General features: G+C 64.5%; 14 protein-coding genes and 1 pseudogene. 9 read left to right on the top strand and 6 right to left on the bottom strand.

The genetic code is table 11. The annotated features are described in order from the left end of the window. The first annotated feature begins 502 nt into the window (after window positions 1–502). From RHM57_RS15960 to RHM57_RS15975, 4 genes are all read left to right on the top strand, one after another. Entirely contained in the window at window positions 503–970 is a 468-nt protein-coding gene (locus RHM57_RS15960; protein WP_241975294.1) for a MarR family winged helix-turn-helix transcriptional regulator, read from the top strand. 45 nt (window positions 971–1,015) lie between these two features. Next, window positions 1,016–1,207 carry a DUF1918 domain-containing protein gene (locus RHM57_RS15965; RefSeq protein WP_134448813.1) on the top strand — a complete coding sequence of 64 codons (192 nt, stop codon included), beginning with the start codon at window positions 1,016–1,018 and terminating at the stop codon, window positions 1,205–1,207. Window positions 1,208–1,378: 171 nt separating this feature from the next. Continuing rightward, window positions 1,379–1,549 carry a hypothetical protein gene (locus RHM57_RS15970; protein WP_166788304.1) on the top strand — a complete coding sequence of 57 codons (171 nt, stop codon included), beginning with the start codon at window positions 1,379–1,381 and terminating at the stop codon, window positions 1,547–1,549. Between the two features lie 109 nt (window positions 1,550–1,658). Continuing rightward, window positions 1,659–2,609, top strand: coding sequence for a DNA-3-methyladenine glycosylase 2 family protein (locus RHM57_RS15975; protein WP_322188647.1), 951 nt, complete (start codon window positions 1,659–1,661; stop codon window positions 2,607–2,609). Here the strand turns inward: RHM57_RS15975 and RHM57_RS15980 are convergent. Continuing rightward, complete coding sequence (locus RHM57_RS15980) at window positions 2,553–2,969, bottom strand: PLD nuclease N-terminal domain-containing protein (RefSeq protein ID WP_322136979.1); 417 nt, start codon at window positions 2,967–2,969, stop codon at window positions 2,553–2,555. The genes RHM57_RS15975 and RHM57_RS15980 overlap by 57 nt on opposite strands. A gap of 228 nt (window positions 2,970–3,197) precedes the next feature. Here RHM57_RS15980 and RHM57_RS15985 point away from each other — a divergent pair, with 228 nt between their 5' ends. The 3 genes from RHM57_RS15985 to RHM57_RS15995 all read left to right on the top strand — a co-directional run bounded on the left by RHM57_RS15985 (window position 3,198) and on the right by RHM57_RS15995 (window position 7,720). Continuing rightward, window positions 3,198–3,596 (top strand): ATP-dependent DNA ligase, encoded by a 399-nt coding sequence (locus RHM57_RS15985; protein ID WP_241975293.1) that lies wholly within the window; start codon window positions 3,198–3,200, stop codon window positions 3,594–3,596. Window positions 3,597–3,660: 64 nt separating this feature from the next. Beyond that, entirely contained in the window at window positions 3,661–6,453 is a 2,793-nt protein-coding gene (locus tag RHM57_RS15990; RefSeq protein WP_322188650.1) for a cation-transporting P-type ATPase, read from the top strand. 160 nt (window positions 6,454–6,613) lie between these two features. Beyond that, a complete protein-coding gene (locus tag RHM57_RS15995; RefSeq protein WP_322188652.1) occupies window positions 6,614–7,720 on the top strand; it encodes a DNA alkylation repair protein in 1,107 nt (368 codons plus the stop codon). On the opposite strand, the gene RHM57_RS16000 is transcribed toward RHM57_RS15995, so the two are convergent. Continuing rightward, the gene (locus RHM57_RS16000) at window positions 7,698–8,357 is read right to left on the bottom strand and encodes a class I SAM-dependent methyltransferase (protein WP_322188654.1); all 660 of its coding nucleotides are present in this window, start codon (window positions 8,355–8,357) and stop codon (window positions 7,698–7,700) included. The two genes, RHM57_RS15995 and RHM57_RS16000, sit on opposite strands and share 23 nt — an antisense overlap. 288 nt (window positions 8,358–8,645) lie before the next feature. On the opposite strand from RHM57_RS16000, the gene RHM57_RS16005 reads away from it, so the two are divergent. Then, window positions 8,646–9,185 carry a cytochrome b gene (locus RHM57_RS16005; protein WP_322188656.1) on the top strand — a complete coding sequence of 180 codons (540 nt, stop codon included), beginning with the start codon at window positions 8,646–8,648 and terminating at the stop codon, window positions 9,183–9,185. A 45-nt stretch (window positions 9,186–9,230) separates the two neighbouring features. Here RHM57_RS16005 and RHM57_RS16010 read toward each other — a convergent pair. Next, window positions 9,231–9,845, bottom strand: a pseudogene (locus RHM57_RS16010) (TetR family transcriptional regulator); the annotation flags it as partial. 117 nt (window positions 9,846–9,962) lie between these two features. Here RHM57_RS16010 and RHM57_RS16015 point away from each other — a divergent pair. Next, window positions 9,963–11,426: an MFS transporter gene (locus RHM57_RS16015; protein ID WP_322188658.1), complete on the top strand. Its 1,464-nt coding sequence runs from the start codon at window positions 9,963–9,965 to the stop codon at window positions 11,424–11,426. A 1,109-nt stretch (window positions 11,427–12,535) separates the two neighbouring features. On the opposite strand, the gene RHM57_RS16020 is transcribed toward RHM57_RS16015, so the two are convergent. From RHM57_RS16020 to RHM57_RS16030, 3 genes are read right to left on the bottom strand one after another with little or no spacing between them, the layout of a single operon-like run. Next, window positions 12,536–15,592 carry a type I restriction endonuclease subunit R gene (locus RHM57_RS16020; protein ID WP_322188660.1) on the bottom strand — a complete coding sequence of 1,019 codons (3,057 nt, stop codon included), beginning with the start codon at window positions 15,590–15,592 and terminating at the stop codon, window positions 12,536–12,538. Further along, window positions 15,589–16,758: a restriction endonuclease subunit S gene (locus tag RHM57_RS16025; RefSeq protein ID WP_322188662.1), complete on the bottom strand. Its 1,170-nt coding sequence runs from the start codon at window positions 16,756–16,758 to the stop codon at window positions 15,589–15,591. Before RHM57_RS16025 ends, RHM57_RS16020 begins: the two co-directional genes overlap by 4 nt. Beyond that, a complete protein-coding gene (locus RHM57_RS16030) occupies window positions 16,755–18,323 on the bottom strand; it encodes a type I restriction-modification system subunit M (protein WP_322188664.1) in 1,569 nt (522 codons plus the stop codon). Before RHM57_RS16030 ends, RHM57_RS16025 begins: the two co-directional genes overlap by 4 nt. Between the last annotated feature and the right edge of the window lie 61 nt (window positions 18,324–18,384).

Consider the following 18,384-nt stretch of genomic DNA (forward strand, 5'->3'; position numbering starts at 1 on the left):
CCAACTTCGCGAAGCCATCCTGGCCCGTGGGACCGTGGCATTCCAAGCCGCCAACGCACCCGCGTCAGCCTTCTGGTGCTCCATCTCATCAGACACCAAACCCGAATGCAGACACGAGCAACGATGCTTGCCCGGGCGGCTGGATCTGGCTCCCGACTCCTGTTGCAGTTTGTCGTGGGTGAGCTGACCAAGGATCCAACGCGGCAGGAGGTTGGAGTAGGACCATGTTCTCGTGTGCGTCTCAATGACCTCAAAGCCGGTGTCCCGCAGCTCGTCGCCCAGAGCCTCGATAGACCAGCGATAAGCCTGACGATGAGCAATAAGGCCCGGAAATGGACAGATAGGTTGGATCAGTTCGTTGGCGACGCTCTCTTCATGTCGCGGGTTTGTGGGGGCCAACTCTCAAAATCGGGCCAGGTACCTTGGAATCTGACACCAAGAGGCGTGCAGCGAGGGTTGGCGTAGATTCTCTAGTCTGGGAAGACACGACTGAGGAGGACCGGTGACGGATCGAGCGGCCGCAGTATCCGCCTGGGAGTCGCTCTTCCGCGCGCAGGTGGCGATCATGCGCAGCCTCGCGAGCGATTTCCCGTCCCGCGAGATCTCCTTCAACGAGTACGACGTGCTCTTCAACCTCTCGAGGGAGCCGGACCGGCGCATCCGCTTGCGTGACCTGAACCAGCACGTGCTGCTCACCCAGCCGAGCGTGAGTCGCCTGATCGATCGCCTGGCCTCGCGCGGGTATATCCGCAAACTCACCGACCCGAACGACGGGCGCGGCGCGATCGTCGAGCTGACGGATGCCGGGTACGCGTTGTTCCGCAGTGTCGCAGTCGACCACATGGGGTCGATCTCGGCCCGCTTCGGCGATGCCCTCTCCAACGAAGAGCTCGAGCAGCTCACATCCCTGTGCGACCGGCTCCGGATCGGGCCGGCGGGTTGCCCGCCGCCGGAGGACCTGCCCTGTTGAGAACCGCCGCCCCGGCGTAGCGTGAGCCGCAGGAGGTTCGTGACCATGCACGCAATCATCGGCGACAGGATCATCATTCGCGGCCGGACGGTCGAGACACCGGACAAGCACGGGGAGATCATCGAGGTCCGCGGGCCAGACGGCGAACCGCCGTACCTCGTCCGCTTCGGCGAGGGCCACCAGAGCGTCGTCTACCCGGGCACGGACTTCGTCGTCGAGCGCTCCGACACGGACTGAGACCGCTGAGAACCGGCGGCCGGCGCGCCTGCACCCGGGACCCGGCATACGTTTCGGTTTGGATACATACTTCGTCACATCCGTCTAGGGGGTACCACGGCCGGTTTCGAGAGCTACCGTTGAAGTACACGTTACAAACCGTGGCGGGTAAGAGGATTAGGGGACCCAACCATGCTGATCACGTGTCCGTTCTGTCATTCGCCGGCGCAGCTCACGCCGAACGCCGCGCACGCGAAGCAGGTCACCCTGCCGCTCTACGTGCTCAAGTGCTCGGGCTGCGAACGCACGAGTGTGCGGATCGAGCCGATTCGCAAGCAGCACCTCACGGTCGGGGCGCACTGACCCGGCACCGGGTGTTCGAAGGAACAGGGTCCGGGGTTCGGAGCGCACCCGAAGCGCAGTGAGCCTCCGGGAACGCCCCTGTGTCGTACGCAGTCCCTAGGCTGTCAGGGTGGGCACAGCGACGGGACCTGACAACGCACCGGGGGCGGCGGACTGCTCGAGCCGGTGGAAGCCCGCCCATCCGACGGATGTCGGGCTCACTCTCTCCCGCTGGCGCCGGGGCCGGACAGACCCCACCTTCCAGGTGAGCCAGGACGGTGCCGTGTGGCGCACGACGCTCACCCGATCGGGACCCGCGACGCTGCGCCTGACCCAGTCCGGCCTGACCGAGCTTCGCTGCGAGGCGTGGGGCGAGGGCGCGAGGGAGGCCGTCGAGGACGCACCGGAACTTCTCGGGGAGCGCGACGATCCCTCGGGGTTCGAGGCGCAGCATCCGCTCGTGCGGGATGCGCACCGGCGCTGGCCCGGCCTGCGGATCCCCCGCACCGGGCGGGTCATCGAATCGCTCATTCCCGCGATCCTCGAACAGAAGGTCATCAGCCTGCAGGCGACGGCCTCGTTCCGCACCCTCGTCCGCGCGCACGGGACACCTGCTCCCGGCCCGGCACCTGCCGGAATGCGCGTGCCGCCTTCGGCACGGGCCTGGCAGCTCATTCCCTCGTGGGAGTGGCATCGGGCCGGTGTCGACCCGATGCGGTCCCGCACGGTGATGGTCTGCCTCGCCGTGACGCGGCAGCTGGAAGCGGCGAGCGACCTGTCGGCGGCCGAGGCGAGCGCGCGGCTGCGGGCGGTGCCGGGGATCGGCGAGTGGACGGCGGCGGAAGTCGCCCAGCGGGCGTTCGGCGACGCCGATGCGCTCTCGGTCGGGGACTACCACCTCGCCGGGGCGATCGGCCATACCCTGTTCGACGCGGACTTCGACGACGCGCTCATGGTCTCCGCGATGCGCATCTGGCAGCCGCATCGCTACCGGGTCGTCCGCCTGCTGGAGGCCTCGGGGAGCCTAGGCAAGCCCCGGCACGGGCCCCGGCTCGCCTTCGTCGACCACAGGGGTCACTGAGGCGGACTCGGACTGTGTCGGTGCGGGCGTTGGACTCGCGTCGGGCTCCGCGGGCGCCAAAGGCGCCGCGGGCACGGTGACCGCTGCCGGCACTGGTCCTGCCGAGGGTGCTTTCCGCCTGCCGCAGACGAAGTAGGCGATCGGCCCGACGAAGTTCAGTCCGATGATGGCGGCCCACAGGAGCTTGGGTCCGTTGACGAGTGCGGCGGGCCGCTTCACAAGGTCTGCCCATGCTGTCGCGGCGAGCGCCAGCTGCACCGACCCGGCGACGAGGACCCCGGTCTGCTCCCGGGGGCTGAGGTCGCTCCAGGCCCGTTTCCGTGCCGATCGCTTCGCGACGTTCTTCCTGGCCTGTGTCATGAGATTCTCCCCGTTGGCACCCTCTGCGGCAGCCGACGAGCACAGCGTACGCCCGGTCCACCGGCCCCGCCCTCACGCGCTGCCACGCCGTCTTTCCCCTGATCCGAAGGTTGCCTAGAAGCTCGCTTAATTGGTTGTAGTGACGAATTCTCACGCGTATAACTGGGCAATATGCTTCGAGGCGACATCGATGGCGCTGGGCCTCAGGCCGATCCGGAATGGCGCGCCATGGGATATCTGATGTACAAGGGGATGATCGTCGATTTCGACGATCGGATTCTCGCTCACCTGCAGATCGTGATCGTGCAGAAGCTCCGCAGGGGCGAGAGCTTCCTGCTCTCCTGGCCCGATGTCGGGAAATCCGGCGGTCACAGTTCGGCGTGGTTGAACCCGTCGATTCCGCTCTACTTCCGGTTCTCCGGCGGCCACGCCCCGAGCATCAACGAGAGATGGCTGCACTGCCTGAGCGAATCGGCGAACAGTTCTGCCGGTCTGGTCGTGACCGGGGAGGAGGACTCCCTTGTCGCCGCAGATCCGCGGCAGGCTTCCCTTCCCCGCCGACGCGGGGAGGGATACCTCGTGCACGCGGCCCCGCTGGTGCAGGAGACCACCGCCCGCGGAGACTGAGCGCGGACGCCCCGGCCGGTGGGCGCCGGCATCCGCCGCCCGGGCCGAAGCGTAGCCTTGGTCCATGAGCTTGCCGCAGCTCCACCCTGCCGATTCTGCTGACCCCGCCGCGTCGATCTATCGGGAAACGGCTGATGAGGTGCTCAGCGCATTCGGGAGCTCCCGCTCCGGCCTCACGACCGGCGCCGCGGACGAGCGGCGGATCCGCGCGGGCAGCAATGCGATCGTCACCCTCAGGAAGGAATCCACGCTGAGGCGCTACCTGCGCCAGTTCGCCGACTGGATGATCGTGTTGCTCCTCGCGAGCGCCGCCATCACGGGGTTCCTCGGCGACCTGGGCACCGCCGGCGTCCTCGTCGCACTCGTCGGATTCAACACCCTGATCGGTTTCGTCCAGGAGAACCGCGCGGAGAAGACCATGGAGGCGCTCGAAAGGCTCGTCGACCCGACCACCCAGGTCTATCGGGACGGCGCCCTGACCGAGATCGAATCCCGGGCGCTCGTGCCCGGGGACGTGGTGCGCCTGACCGAAGGCGCCTCAGTACCCGCCGACGTGAGACTGGTCGACACCACCGCCTTCTCCACCAACGACTTCGCCCTGACCGGGGAGAGCGACCCGACCCGGAAGCACGCGCGGCCGATCCCGCACGAGGTGCCGCTCGCGGACCGGCACAACCTGGCTTTCGCGGGCACGAGCGTCGCCACCGGTGAGGCGCTCGGACTCGTCACCGCGACCGGGATGCACACCGAGCTCGGCCGAATCGCCCGGCTCAGCCAGTCGGCCCCGCAGACCCGCAGCCCACTTCAGGTGGAGACGGGCAAGATCGCGAAGTACGTCAGCTATGGCGTCGCCGTGGTGTCTCTCGTCGTGCTTGTCATCGCCGTGCAGTCCGAGCTTCCGCTCCGCGAGGCGATGCTCTTCGCCGTCGGATTCGCCTGCGCCCTCATCCCGCAGGGGCTGCCCGCCGAAGTCAACACTGCGCTCGCCGCCGCGGCCGGTACCCTCGCCCGGCAGAACGCCCTGGTCAAGAAGCTCAGCTCCGTCGAGACGCTCGGGGCGACGCACGTGATCTGCACCGACAAGACCGGCACGCTCACCAAGAACGAGATGACGGTCAGCGAACTCGTCGTCGGCGGCGCCGACTACCGGGTCACCGGGATCGGCTACGCGCCCATCGGCGTCTTCGAGCCGGAATCCCGGAGCGACACGGCAACGGCCCGGCTGCGCGCGTTCCTCACCGTCGGGGTGTTCGCGAACAACGCCCGCCTGGTCGCCCCTGCCGGGGACGACGACTGGCGCATCCTCGGCGACCCGACGGAAGGCGCGCTCCTGGTCGCGGCCGGCAAGGCCGGAATCGACCTCGACGCCTTGCGCGCCCGCTGCCCCGAGATCGACGAACTGCCGTTCGATTCCACCCGGAAACTGATGACCAGCATCCGCAGGGACCCGGACGGAGTGCTCACCGCATACGCGAAGGGCGCCCCGGAAAGCCTGCTCGCCCGGGCCACCCTGATCGACGACGGCACCGCCGTGCGTTCGCTCACGGACGCCGACCGGGCGGCCCTGCTCGCCCGGCACACCGAGAAGGCGGGCCGCGCACTCCGCAACCTCGTCTTCGCGACGCGGGTGCTCACCGAAGCGGATGCCGCCAGCAGGGACATCCATGTCATCGAACGCGACCTGACCATCCTGGGACTCGTCTCGATGCAGGACCCGATCCGCGCTGCCGTCCCCGCCGCCATGACGACCGTGCTCGCAGCCGGGGTGAAGGTCAACATCGTGACAGGCGACTTCTCCCTCACGGCCGAGGCCATCGCACACCAGGCCGGGCTCTCTGGCGACGACGGGCTGAGCATCGTCACCGGCGCGGAGCTTGCGGCGATGCCCGACGCCGAGGTTCTCCGTCACGCACTCGGCGGCGGCACGGTGTTCAGCAGGGTCGCGCCGGAGGACAAGGTGCGTATCGTCGACCTCGTCAAGGCCTCCGGGCACATCGTCGCCGTCACCGGCGACGGCATCAACGATGCGCCAGCATTGCGGCATGCGAACATCGGGGTCGCGATGGGCGCCTCCGGGACGGATGTGGCCAAGCAGGCCGCCGAGATCGTGCTGCTCGACGACAGCTTCGCAACCCTCGTGAACGCGATCGCCGAGGGACGGACGATCTACCGCAACATCACCAAGGGCGTTCTCAGCTGCCTGACCTCGAACATCGCCGAGTTCGTGGTCAACACCGCGAGCCTGGCCCTGGCCTCCCTGTTCGGCGTACCCCTCGCCCTGAACGTGTTGCAGATCCTCGCTATCGACCTGCTCGGGGAGATCTTCCCGATCGCGGCGCTCGGCAAGGACCCCGCCGAAGGGGAGACGATGAAGGACCCGCCCCGGGATTCCCGCGCCCGGATCCTGAACGGACGGTCGATCGTCGACGTGCTCTGGTGCGGTGCCCTGATGGGCATCTTCGCCATCACGAACTACCTGCTGTTCTACGACCGGAACGGCATCGACCCGTTCAGCCAGACCGTGCCCGCTCTGCCGCTCGCCCAGGCGATGTCGATCACCTACGTCACGATCATGGTCTGCCAGCTCGTCAGCATCATCCAGCGCCGCAGCGTGCACGGGTTCTTCACGAGGTACCAGTTCAGCAACCCCTCGTTCTGGTATGCAGTCGCCCTCGCTATCACGATCATGCTCGTCATCGTCTACGTGCCGGTGGTCGCGGGCTTCTTCGGCACGAGCGGGCTCGGCGTCCTGGACTGGGCGTTCGTGCTCGGTGCCGCGATCGTGTTCCTCGGGATCCGGGAGGGGGCTGCTGCCCTTCGGCGCCGCGGTGCGAGCGCGGACGCCGGCCGCGCCTGAGACATCCGCTTCTCACCGCGACCGGCACCGCGCCCGCGCTGGTTTCGGCACACCGCGCCCGCCGTTTCGGGCGCGGACGGAAGAAACCGGCGGGGTGTTCGGCGCGACCGCAATCTGGCACGCTGGAGGGGTACACCGCTACACCAGCACCAGGAGCCCCATGCCCTTCGCCGACCAACTCATCGGAGTGCCGACCGCGGTCGCCCTCACCGCGGCGATCCAGGCCGTCACACCGCACGCGCCGCTCACCGCGCTGCGCGCAGCCACGGAAGCGCTCGACCCGCTCTCACTGCGGGAGCGGAGCGACCTGTTGCGTGACGCCCTGCTGGCAGACCTGCCGGGCGGCTACGACTCATTCGCCGCGACCATCCGCGCAGCCGCGTCGGGAACCGCGCCGTTCACCGGCTGGCTGATCTGGCCGGTGTCGACCGCGATCGCGGTCAAGGGCATCGAAGCGGGCACGGATGCCGCCTTCGACGACGCCCTGGGCATGCTCGCCGAGCTCACCGGCCGGCTCAGTTCCGAGTTCGCGATCCGGCTACTCCTCGACCACGACCTCGAGCGGGCGCTCCCGGTCGTGCTGGGCTGGACCGCCTCGACCGACGTCGACGTGCGCAGGCTCGCGACCGAGGGCACCCGGCCGTTCCTGCCCTGGGCTCGGCGGGTCCCGGGGATCCTCGCCGAGCCGACCGCGACCCTGCCGATCCTGCACGCGCTCTACCGCGACGATGACGAGGCCGTGCGCCGGTCGGTCGCCAACCATCTCAACGACCTGAGCAGGCAGCAGCCGGAGCTCGCGGTCGCCACGACGGCCGAGTGGCTCGCCGAGCCGGACGGGCACACCGCCCGGCTCGTGCGGCACGCGCTGCGCACCCTCGTGAAGCGAGGCAATCCTGCCGCGCTCGCCCAGCTCGGCTTCCATGCGGCCGATGTGACGGTGGCCGGCCCGGTGCTGGCCGAGACGAAGGTGGCGTTCGGCGGAACGGTCGACTTCACCGCAAGCATCCGCAACAACGCCCGTGTGTCCACCCGGCTGGCCGTCGACTATGTCCTGCACCACCAGAAGGCGAACGGCACCCTCACCGGCAAGACATTCAAGCTCACGACCCTGACCCTGGAGCCCGGCGAGGTCGTGCTGCTGGCCAAGGGGCACTCGCTCCGGGCGATCACCACCCGTCGCTACTACCCCGGAGAGCACGCCGTCGAGTTGCAGGTGAACGGTGTGACCCACGGCCGGACGCCGTTCATCCTGCTGCCGGAGGCCTGACCGGCCGGGTCGCCCTGACCACCACGTCGCGCACGGGGGTCGCGCCGTCGTGGGCGGCGGGCGCCTCCCGCTCACGCGATTCGGCGACCTCGACCTCGAGTTCCGCGCCGTCGATCGCGGCGAGCACGTCGTCGACCCCGAACATCAGCTCGCGGAAGTGCGCCCGGTGCTCGCCGGCATCAGCGTCGGAGACGTCGTGACCGACGATGAGCAGCGTGCCGCCCGGCGCGACGGCCGCCGCGAGGGCCCGGAAGAGCACGCTTCGGGCGCTCTCGGGCAGGTGCATGAACTGCGAAGTAACGAGGTCGAATGAGCGGGGCTCTGGCGACCAGAACGTCAGGTCGTGCTGCTCCCAGCGGATGCGCGCCGCGGCGGGTCCGTCGACGGACTCCGCCCGGGCACGTGCCTTGTCGAGCGCGTTCGTGGAGATGTCGACACCGGTGACGTGCCACCCGCTCATCGCCAGCCAGAGTGCGTCACCGCCTTCCCCACTGCCGATGTCGAGGGCGCGGCCCGGTGCGAGCGGGGTCGCTTCGGCGACGAGCACGGGGTTCGGGTCGCCGCTCCACGCCAGACCGGGGGCGGCGTAACGCTCCTCCCAGTAGTCGCGGCCGAACGGGTGTTCCTCGTGTGTCATGGCAGACCTCCTTCTCCGATGTTCGGCCCCGTGCGTTCGACGAACTGGTCGGGGCACCGAAGACGGGCGACCCGCGCATCCACCCAGGACCGACGCGGCACCGCGACACCGCGACCCGACCAGACCAGACCAGACCAGACCATCCTGCCACTGTCGCGTGGCGGCAGCGGTGGACCGCAGGCTCGAACCTAAAAAAGTAAGCGCCTGTTGACATTTTGCGCACACGAGCCTAGGCTCATGTCGAATCAGCCCGTCGGGAACAGCGCTCGGAAAGGTCGCACGTTGGCAATGAAGAGCACGGCAACGCGGTACGGCACGATCGCAGCCAGCTTCCACTGGGTGAGCGCCGTCGTCATCCTGACAATGCTCGTGACGGGTGTCCTGTCAGCGGGACTCGTGAAGGGCGAAACCAGATCCGGCCTGTTACGCGTCCACGTGGTGCTCGGAATCACCCTCCTGGCGATCACGATCGCCCGGGTCATCTGGGGGTTGGTTGTCGATCGACGTCCGGCAGCATTCGCAGGCCAACGGCGTCGTGAACGGGTCGCCGAGCTCAGTCTCCGCGTCCTGCTCTACCTCGCGCTCTTCGCCGCGTTTGCGAGCGGCATCGCCACACTTCTCATCTCCGGGACAGCCCTCCCCCTCCTCGGGGGCGTCACAGTGGCACTCCCCGACTTCGAATCAGTGCCCGGTTTCCCGATCCACGGTCTCGCCGCGGGCCTCCTCCTCCTCCTGAGTCTCGGCCACATCGGTGCTGCGCTCTGGCACCAACTTGTCCGCAAGGAGCGTGTGCTGGCTCGGATCGGCATCGGCCGCTCCGCTCGGTGAGTCTCCCGCGAGAACTTCGCCAGGAGGAGAGAGCAGGAGCCTGAGGAGTTCACCAAGCGGGCGGCCGAGTTCCTCACTGCTGGCCGTATTGAGGGGCGACATCTCAGTGGTTGATCGCAACAGCACGATACCCAGGGCGGCGGAGAGCGCGAGCTGGGCCCGAAGCAGGATTGTGTCGGAGTTGTCCCCGTCAGGCGTCCAGCCGGTCGCGGTGGCCATCTGTTCCGCGAAGGACCGAAGGATGTCGCGACGGAGACGATCCGCCCGCTCATCACCCGAGGTTCGCAACAACAACAACAACTGCACGGTCTGCGTGCCGCTCGGCGCGTCCGTGATATTCCGGACCATCGTGCGGACGATCGCGTCCACCGACGTATCCGTTCCATCGTGCCGGCCGAGCTCGTGACCCGCTGAGGTCACGCAGGCCTCGAACAGGCCCTCCTTCGAGCTGAAGTACCTGTTGATGAGCGCCACGTTCACGCCGGCATCCGCAGCGATGTCCCTGACGGTCGTCGCCGTGTAGCCGTCGCGGGCGAACCGGTGCCGTGCGGCTTCCAACAGGCGTTGCCGCGTGCCATCCCCCTTGCGCAGCCTGACGCCGTCCGCCGCCAGGGGCAGCGCAGCAGAGGCGTCTACTTTCTTCGGTGCAGCGGCGACCATGTCATCCTTCCCTCTCCTCCACCGTACAGCGTGCCCACCCCGAGGTAAACCTGCGTTGACTTCTGTGCCGGCTGGGCTAGGCTAAAAAGTAAGCACACGTTTACATTGGGAGATGTCATGTCAGAAACGCAAGCAGGAAACCGCGGGACGACGGTGGAGGGCACGCACCCGAACGCCACGTTGATCGTCACCTACCTGGCCTTGGGAGGATTGTCCTACGCCGTGTTGCAATCGCTGGTTGCTCCCACCCTGGGCACGATCGGGAAGGATCTCGGGGTGACGACCGCCGACGCATCCTGGATCCTGACCGCCTACCTGGTCTCGGCTGCTGTGCTGACGCCCATCCTCGGCAGACTCGGCGACATGGTCGGCAAGAGGCGAATGCTCATCATCGTTCTGTCCCTGCTGCTTGTCGGCACAGTGCTGGCTGCACTCGCCCCGAACCTGGGCGTGCTGATCGTTGCCCGCGCCCTGCAGGGCGCGGCGGGAGCGATCATGCCCCTCTCGATCGGGGTGGTCCGTGACGAACTCCCCCCAGAACGCGTGGGCGTCACGATCGGGCTGCTGTCCGCGATCGGCGGCGTAGGCGCGGGTGTGGGAATCGTCGCGGCCGGCCCGATCGTGCAAGCCTTGTCCTGGCCCTGGCTCTTCTGGCTGCCCGCCATCCTCATCACCATCGCTCTCCTCGGAGTGATCTTCGGCATGCCGGAGTCTCCGGTGAAGACCCCCGGGCGACTGGACCTCATCGGCGCCGCCATCCTGTCCGTCTCCTTGGTATCGCTCATCCTGGCCATTGAAGAAGGCGGGAGCTGGGGCTGGGGGTCGGTCGCGACGATCAGCCTGCTGGTCTTCGGCGGAATGACACTGGCCGGGTTCGTGCTCACAGAGCTGAAGATCCGCGAGCCCCTCATCGACATGCGCCTGATGAAGGGCCGGGGCGTCTGGACCGCCCACGTCGTCGCCCTCGCGTTCGGATTCGTCATGTTCGGCACGTTCATCGTCGTCCCGACCCTCCTGCAACTGCCCGCCGCGACCGGTTATGGATTCGATAAAACGGTCTCTGAGGCCGGCCTGTTCCTGCTCCCCACCGTCGGGATGATGGTCATCTGCGGCCCGATCGCCGGAATGCTCGTGCGCAGGGTAGGGCCCAAGACACCGATGCTCGTCGGTGCACTCGCGGTCACTGTCGCGTTCCTCCTGCCCGCAATCGCCCACCAGGAAATCTGGCAGATCGTCGTCTCCGGGATCCTCACCGGCGCGGGAATCGGCTTCGCACTCGCCTCCGTGTCCAACGCAATCATCGAGAGCGTCCCTGCGACCCAGACCGGCGAAGCGATCAGCGTCAACACCATCGCCCGCACCATCGGAAGCAGTATCGGCACTGCCGTGATCGCCGCCGTCATCACCTCGAACACCACAGCACAGGGCCTGCCCACAGACAACGCATTCACGATCAGCTTCTGGCTCTGCGCGGGCATCGCAATCCTCGCCATCGTTGCCACGCTTATCGCACCCTCACGGCGTGAGCGACAGGCAGGCGGCCAACCAGACCTGGTATCAGCGGCCTCTTCCCAGCGGTAGCCACGCCAGTTTCTGCGGTCCTCACGTAGGGGCCGGTCACCTGCCGCGAACGGGCGGTCGGCGCATGGAGACCGTGCACAGGAGGTCAGATTCGAGAGAATCGGGATGCCCGGCAGACAACCTGCTCCACAACAGGAAAAACCCCCGCAATCGAACCGATTGCGGGGGTTTTATCCTGTGCGCCCGAAGGGATTCGAACCCCCAACCTTCTGATCTGGGATCATGGGATTCACCACTATGCAGCACCGATCGACTGTCGCCAATTAATGACGCTTGACCGGGATTTTCGACTGATCTCAATGGTCCTGCCATACTCCTCCCCGGTGCCCATAGTGGCGAACGCAATGTGGCGAATTTCGATGAGCGGCGCGACGAAAGTCCGTGGCGCTGGTTCTGAGCCTCCGCCCAATCAGCGGGCGCCGACGGAACAGATCACTGCGCCATACCCGACTTCTGACTCCGCATGTGGCCATCAATGCACTCTTACAGCGTCACGACACCCCCACCGCCCGCACTAGCCTCAGTGGCGGTCGGAACAATCTGAACATCCCCACGGCGTGACACATGGAGCCAAACGCCTTAGATAGGCGCTGGAGGCTGCTGCTGGCCCTCGACATGTGGCAGGCCGGCAGCATCGAGACATCCCCCGAGACCGCCGTCGACTTTCCGGTGCGCGTGAGAGATCCCATGCTTTTCGGGATTCGTTCCACCTAGTCCGGGAAATGCGGAGACTCCCTAATGGTGTGACCAGTCCGAACGGAAGGAGTGTCGCGGAATTCCGCGGAGCACGCTGTAGCCCGATGAGTGCGCGTCAGGTTCCCTAGGCGAAAACGTAAGTCGCAGTCCGGATGAACACCACCGAGCTAGCCGGTCGTATGGTCCGTTGTGACTTCGCTAGCTACATGATCCTTCTCGCAGAGTGCTTGAGCCTCCAGAGTCGAAGACCGACCTAGGCTCAAGTTCCCATTCCTTAACATCCTCAACGCAGATCCATTTTGTCACTGGCTAGGTGCTTCCAGAGCCCAGAGCCAGCGCCTCGGGGCGACCTAGATGGAGAGATTACTTATCTTCGTTGGTCACGGTCTGGGTCTAGTGAGTACGCGGTAGCGTCACTCGCCGGCGCCTGAACTCAATCCAAGGAAGCGCTCAAAGAACTCGCCGAGTCTTTGGATTACGCGTTGCTTCTTCTCGCCGTGCCCGCCGTCGACGGAGAATCGTGAGGCAGGTGGAAGCACCTTGGTGATGGCGGTGCCGCCTGCCTGGATCTGGCCGTCACGGAACGCGGTCGCGACAAAGACACGGGTCTCATCGGGTTGAAGGTTCTCGTCGGCGATGATCGTCTCGAGTTCGGCCTCACGCTTGGCTGCGATGAATGCGCGCCATTCCTGGTCTATGTGACCGTCCACAGAGATGTTGTCTACGAAGTCTTCGATGAGGTCTTTTTTGTTGCGCAGGGAAGGGCTAGCAGCGACGGCTCGTGTGATTTCGGCACGGATCTCTTTGTCGTCGCCGTCGCCTCGTTCGTCACGGTACTTCTGGACGAGCATGAGAATGTAGTCGACATTGATCTCGACCTGCTTGATGAGCTCGATCTCGAAGACGATATCGTCAGTGATCTGCTCCTTGTCCGCGTCGGTGCCCTTGCGGAACTCTGCGTAAAGGTCGAGGTAGATGCTGCGGTAGTCCTGCCCTTGGCGGTCGGTGAGGATTTCATTCCCGGTGAACTCGTCGAACGAAGTCAGAATGTTGTGTAGACGCAGGATGGCGCCGAACAGCTGAATGAAGTCCTTCCACGCGGCCTCACCGATGATCTGCTGGCCCAGCGGGTAGGCGGCGAGTAGTTCCGCGACTTTCTCGGCGTAGTCGTTGTAGTACTCGGCGTATGCCTTGAGCAGCACGACGCCTTGGGCATTCTTGTTGCCGAACAGGGCGATCGCATCGTTCGTAGCGTCTTCGAGGTTCCGGAAGCTCACGATGTTGCCGTAGGTCTTCACCGAGTTCAGGATGCGGTTGGTGCGCGAATAAGCCTGGATGAGGCCGTGGGCACGCAGGTTTTTGTCGACGAACAATGTGTTCAGTGTGGTGGCGTCGAAGCCGGTGAGGAACATGTTGACCACGATGACGAGGTCGATACCCCGGTTCTTCAAGCGGAGTGAGAGGTCTTTGTAGTAGTTCTGGAACTTGTCGGCGGACGTGTCGTAACTCGTGCCGAACATTTCGTTGTAGTCCTGGATCGCGTCATCAAGGAACGAACGGGCGTCCATGCTCAGCGCGCCGGTATCGAAGCCTTCCTCGTCCAGCGCCCCGTCGTCGACCGCGTCGTTCGCGCCGTAGGAGTAGATGAGTCCGACCTTCAGTTGGCGGTCGGAGGGCAGGTGCTCCTGCAGGAGCTGGAAGTGGTTGTAGTAGACGCGAGCGGCCTCGATGGACGCGGTCGCGAGGAGGGCGTTGAAGCCGCGTACGCGCTTGTCGTCGAGAGTGTAGCGCTGGGCACGCTTCGTCTTCTGGTCGAAGTGCTCCAGCGTGTAGCCGACGATCTGCCTGATCCGTTCCGGGGCGAGTAGAGCTTTCTCAGTATCGATCGATGACACCTGCTTGTCGATGACGTTGCCGACCTTGATGGTGTTGACGTAGTCGATGCGGAAGGGCAGCACGTTCCTGTCCGAGATCGCGTCCACGATCGTGTAGATGTGCAGCTTCTCGCCGAACGCTTGCTCGGTGGTCTTTAGCTGCGGGTTGCCGGCGCTGCCCGAGTTTGCGGCGAAGATCGGTGTGCCGGTGAAGCCGAAGAGGTTGTAGCGTTTGAACGCCTTCGTGATCGCGGTATGCATGTCCCCGAACTGGGAACGGTGGCACTCGTCGAAGATGATGACGATGTGCCCGTCGTAGATCGCGTGGCCCTTGTTCGCGCCGATGAACGTCGACAGCTTCTGGATCGTAGTGATGATGATCCGCGCGCCCGGATCTTCGAGTTGCTTCTTCAGTACCGCAGTCGAGGTGTTCGAGTTCGCCGCGCCCTTCTCGAACCGGTCGTACTCCCGCATCGTCTGGTAGTCGAGGTCCTTGCGGTCAACGACGAACAGCACCTTGTCCACACTCGGCATCTTCGACGCCAGCTGCGCCGCTTTGAACGACGTGAGCGTCTTGCCCGACCCAGTCGTGTGCCACACGTAGCCGCCCGCGGCGACGGAGCCGAGCTGCCTGTAGTTCGTGGAGATGTCGATCTTCCGCAGTATCCGCTCGGTTCCGACGATCTGGTACGGGCGCATCACAAGAAGCATTTTGTCGGCGGTGAGGACGCAGTACTTGGTGAGGATGTTCAGCAGCGAGTGTTTGGCGAAGAAGGTCCTCGCGAACGCGCCCAGCTCGGTGATCGGCTTGTTCTGCGCGTCTGACCACCAGGAGGTGAACTCGAACGAGTTCGACGTCTTGCGGACCCTCTTCGAGCCGGCGGCTTCGCTCAGGTGCTGGCGGCGAGTGGTATTGGAGTAGTACTTCGTCAGTGTGCCGTTGCTGATCACGAACAGCTGCACGTACTCGAACAGGCCAGAGCCTGCCCAGAAGCTGTCGCGCTGATAGCGGTCGATCTGGTTGAACGCCTCACGGATGTCGACGCCGCGACGCTTGAGTTCGATGTGCACCATCGGCAGGCCGTTGACCAAGACCGTCACGTCATAGCGGTTGGCGCGGGCGGCGCCGCGCTGCGCGTCGCGTCCTTCGCCCAGGCCGATTTCGTATTGGTTGATGACCTGCAGGCGGTTGTTGTGGATGCTCTGCTTGTCGATGAGGATGATGTTCTTTGTCGAACCGTCATCCCGCATCAGAAGCTGGACGTGATCCTCTTGGATGCGCACCGTCTTGTCAACGATGCCATCGTTCGTACCGGCGATTCGCTCGGAAAAGAACTTTGCCCACTCAGCATCCGAGAAGGTCACTGAGTTCAGGGATTCGAGCTGGGCGCGTAGGTTCGCCACAAGCTGCGCTTCGGACGTGATCGGAAGGTGGTCGTACGCCTGTGACTCAAGAAGTCGAATTAGCTCGCGTTCGAGATCCGCTTCCGATTGGTAGGCGGCCTCCGCCTTCGCGTCCGAGATGTACTCCGCGACGACGGTACTCTCGTTCGACACCGCGATCGGGTCGTACCGTAGTCGAGTCCCATCGCTCATGCCGCCGCCTCCTTAAACGTGAGCAGCTCGTCGCGGTAGTACTCGTACTGCTTCCGACGAGCAGCAAGCTCAGCAGGGAGACCGATAATGCGGTCGTTCACGAGAGCATCAAGACTATCGAGGGCGCCCACTATCTTCTTCTGCTCATCAAGGGGTGGTACTGCTAGTTGCCACGAGGCCATGTCCGCTATCGGTATCCTGTCGACGGTTGAACCCGTAACGGTCTTGGCTTTGATGAGCGCCTGGAACTGTGGTCCGAGGTAGACAAGCGTCAGAAACCGGGGATCAACAACGGCCTTTCGTGGCCGCAGAAGACCCATTCTCCGGCCCAGTGCTGCAGGCACATCCAAGTCCCAAAACGCGGCCTGTCCTAGACGCGTCTCGTAAGAAAACATCGTGTCGCCGCGTCGAGGCACGACTCGACGCGTCCACTTAGCGAACTCGTCCTCTCCAAGATGTGCCGACTCTGCGAGGTCAAAGCGTCCGCCCTTTAGCGATGAGATGCTCAGATACCAGGGACCGGATTGAGTCTTCTTCGGTGTCGCATGAGGCCCATCGAAAACCTGGGCCACTTCACCGATCGTTGTCGTTCGCCAACCTTGACGCGGGCTCAGAAAGGTCTCCCAGTAGAAAGAGTGCTGTCGGCGGCGGGCTTCCAGCTCCGCCTCCAACTCCGCTTCCAACTGAGCGAAACGATCCAAGATACGCACGATTTCCCGCTGGACCTCAAGAGGCGGCACTGGCACAATCGTTGCACCGAGCGCTCCCCGCGCGAGTCCGGGAATCCCAGCGCCTCGAGCCGATGACTGAATAATGGCCTGCTTGGATTTCAAGACGTGATACAGGTACCTGCGGTCAATGGCAGGTCCCGGAGTGACGACGTAACAATGCGCCCCTGCCCAGAAACGACTAGTAACAAAGTTGACGAATCCCGCTGAAGCGCCCCCTTGGCTAACGATTAGCGCGGGCCCATCGGTGTTGTATTCGGAGTGCCATCCCGACGACGCGACACCTCCGTTGTAGACCTCGTATTCACCGTGAGACGACAAGGTGTCGCGATTCAATTGCTTGCCGGTACGGAAATGTGCTACTTCGTAGCTCGAAAGCTTGAGATGCCGAACGCCCCTAGGGCTCAACTCGGCGAGGAGCTCGTCGACGGACCTCACTTCGTCTTCTCCAGATCGGCGACCATTTCGTCGATTGAGGTGCGAAGTTCTTGTTGTCGATGCACAATCCGCGCGATTTCCTCGTTCAGCTCGGTGATGTCTACTACTTCGCGGGTGTCTTCGGCCTTGACGTAGGACGAGACGGCGATGTTATAGCCGTTCGCGGCGATGGACTCGTTTGTCACGAACTTGGCGAAGTACTCAACGTCCTCGCGCACGGTGAACGCTTCGAGGATCTTCTGCTGGTTCGGAACAGCGAGCTTGTTCTTGTTTCCCGTGCGTGCGAACTCGGCCGAGGCATCGATGAAGAGGACCGAGTTGTCGTGCTTGGACTTCTTAAGCACGATGATGCAAGTTGCGATTGTGGTGCCGAAGAACAGGTCCGGTGGCAGCTGGATGACGGCGTCGACGTAGTTGTTGTCGATGAGGTATTTGCGGATCTTCGCTTCCGCTCCCCCGCGGTAGAGCACGCCGGGGAACTCGACGATTGCCGCGGTGCCGTTGACGGCCAGCCATGACAGGATGTGCATGGTGAAGGCGAGGTCGGCCTTCGACTTCGGTGCGAGCACACCGGCGGGTGCGAAGCGCGGGTCGTTGATCAGCAGCGGGTTCGCGTCACCGTCCCACTTGATCGAGTAGGGCGGGTTGGAGACGATCGCCTCGAACGGTTCCTCGTCCCAGTGCGCGGGGTCAGTGAGGGTGTCGCCGTGGGCGAGGTTGAACTTCTCGTAGTTAACGTCGTGCAGGAACATGTTGATGCGGGCGAGGTTGTAGGTGTTCAGGTTGATCTCCTGCCCGTAGAAGCCCTGCCGGACGTTGCCCTTTCCGAGGACCTTGTCGAACTTAAGCAGCAGCGACCCGGAGCCGACTGCGGGGTCGTATACCTTGTTTACTTGGGTCTTGCCGACAACGGTGATGCGGGCCAGGAGTTCGGAGACTTCCTGCGGTGTGTAGTACTCGCCGCCGGATTTGCCCGCGCTGGAGGCGTACATCTGCATCAGGTACTCGTAGGCATCGCCGAATAGGTCGATGGTGTTCTCGCCGAAGTCACCGAGCGGCAGTTCGCCGATCGCATCCAGAAGCTTGACGAGCTTTTCGTTGCGTTTGGCGACAGTGTTGCCGAGCTTGGAGCTGTTCACGTCGAGGTCGTCGAACAGGCCTTTGACATCATCTTCGCTGTCGGTGCCGACGGCCGACCCCTCGATGTTCTTGAATACTCTCGCGAGCGTCTCGTTCAAATTCGCGTCCCGGGACGCGGCTGCCCGGACGTTCTGGAACAGCTCCGAAGGAAGAATGTAGAACCCCTTCTCCTCGACCGTTTCCTTGCGGCCGAACTCGGCCTGAGCGTCGGGGAGGGTGGCGTAGTCGAAACCAACGTCGCCTGCCTTCTGCTCGCCGGCATTGATGTAGGAGGTGAGGTTCTGGGAGATGAAGCGGTAGAACAGCATCCCGAGCACGTAGGACTTGAAATCCCAGCCGTCGACGGATCCGCGCAAGTCATTTGCGATGCGCCAGATGGTTTTGTGGAGCTCAGCGCGCTGCTCTTCTTTGGTTGTGGGTGCCATCGTTCATCTCTCGCGCTTGCGTACTGTTGGTGTCGTTGGAGGTTCTCCCTCACAGTATCGC

It is taken from the genome of Cryobacterium sp. 10S3 (assembly GCF_034344045.1).
GTDB lineage: Bacteria > Actinomycetota > Actinomycetes > Actinomycetales > Microbacteriaceae > Cryobacterium > Cryobacterium glucosi.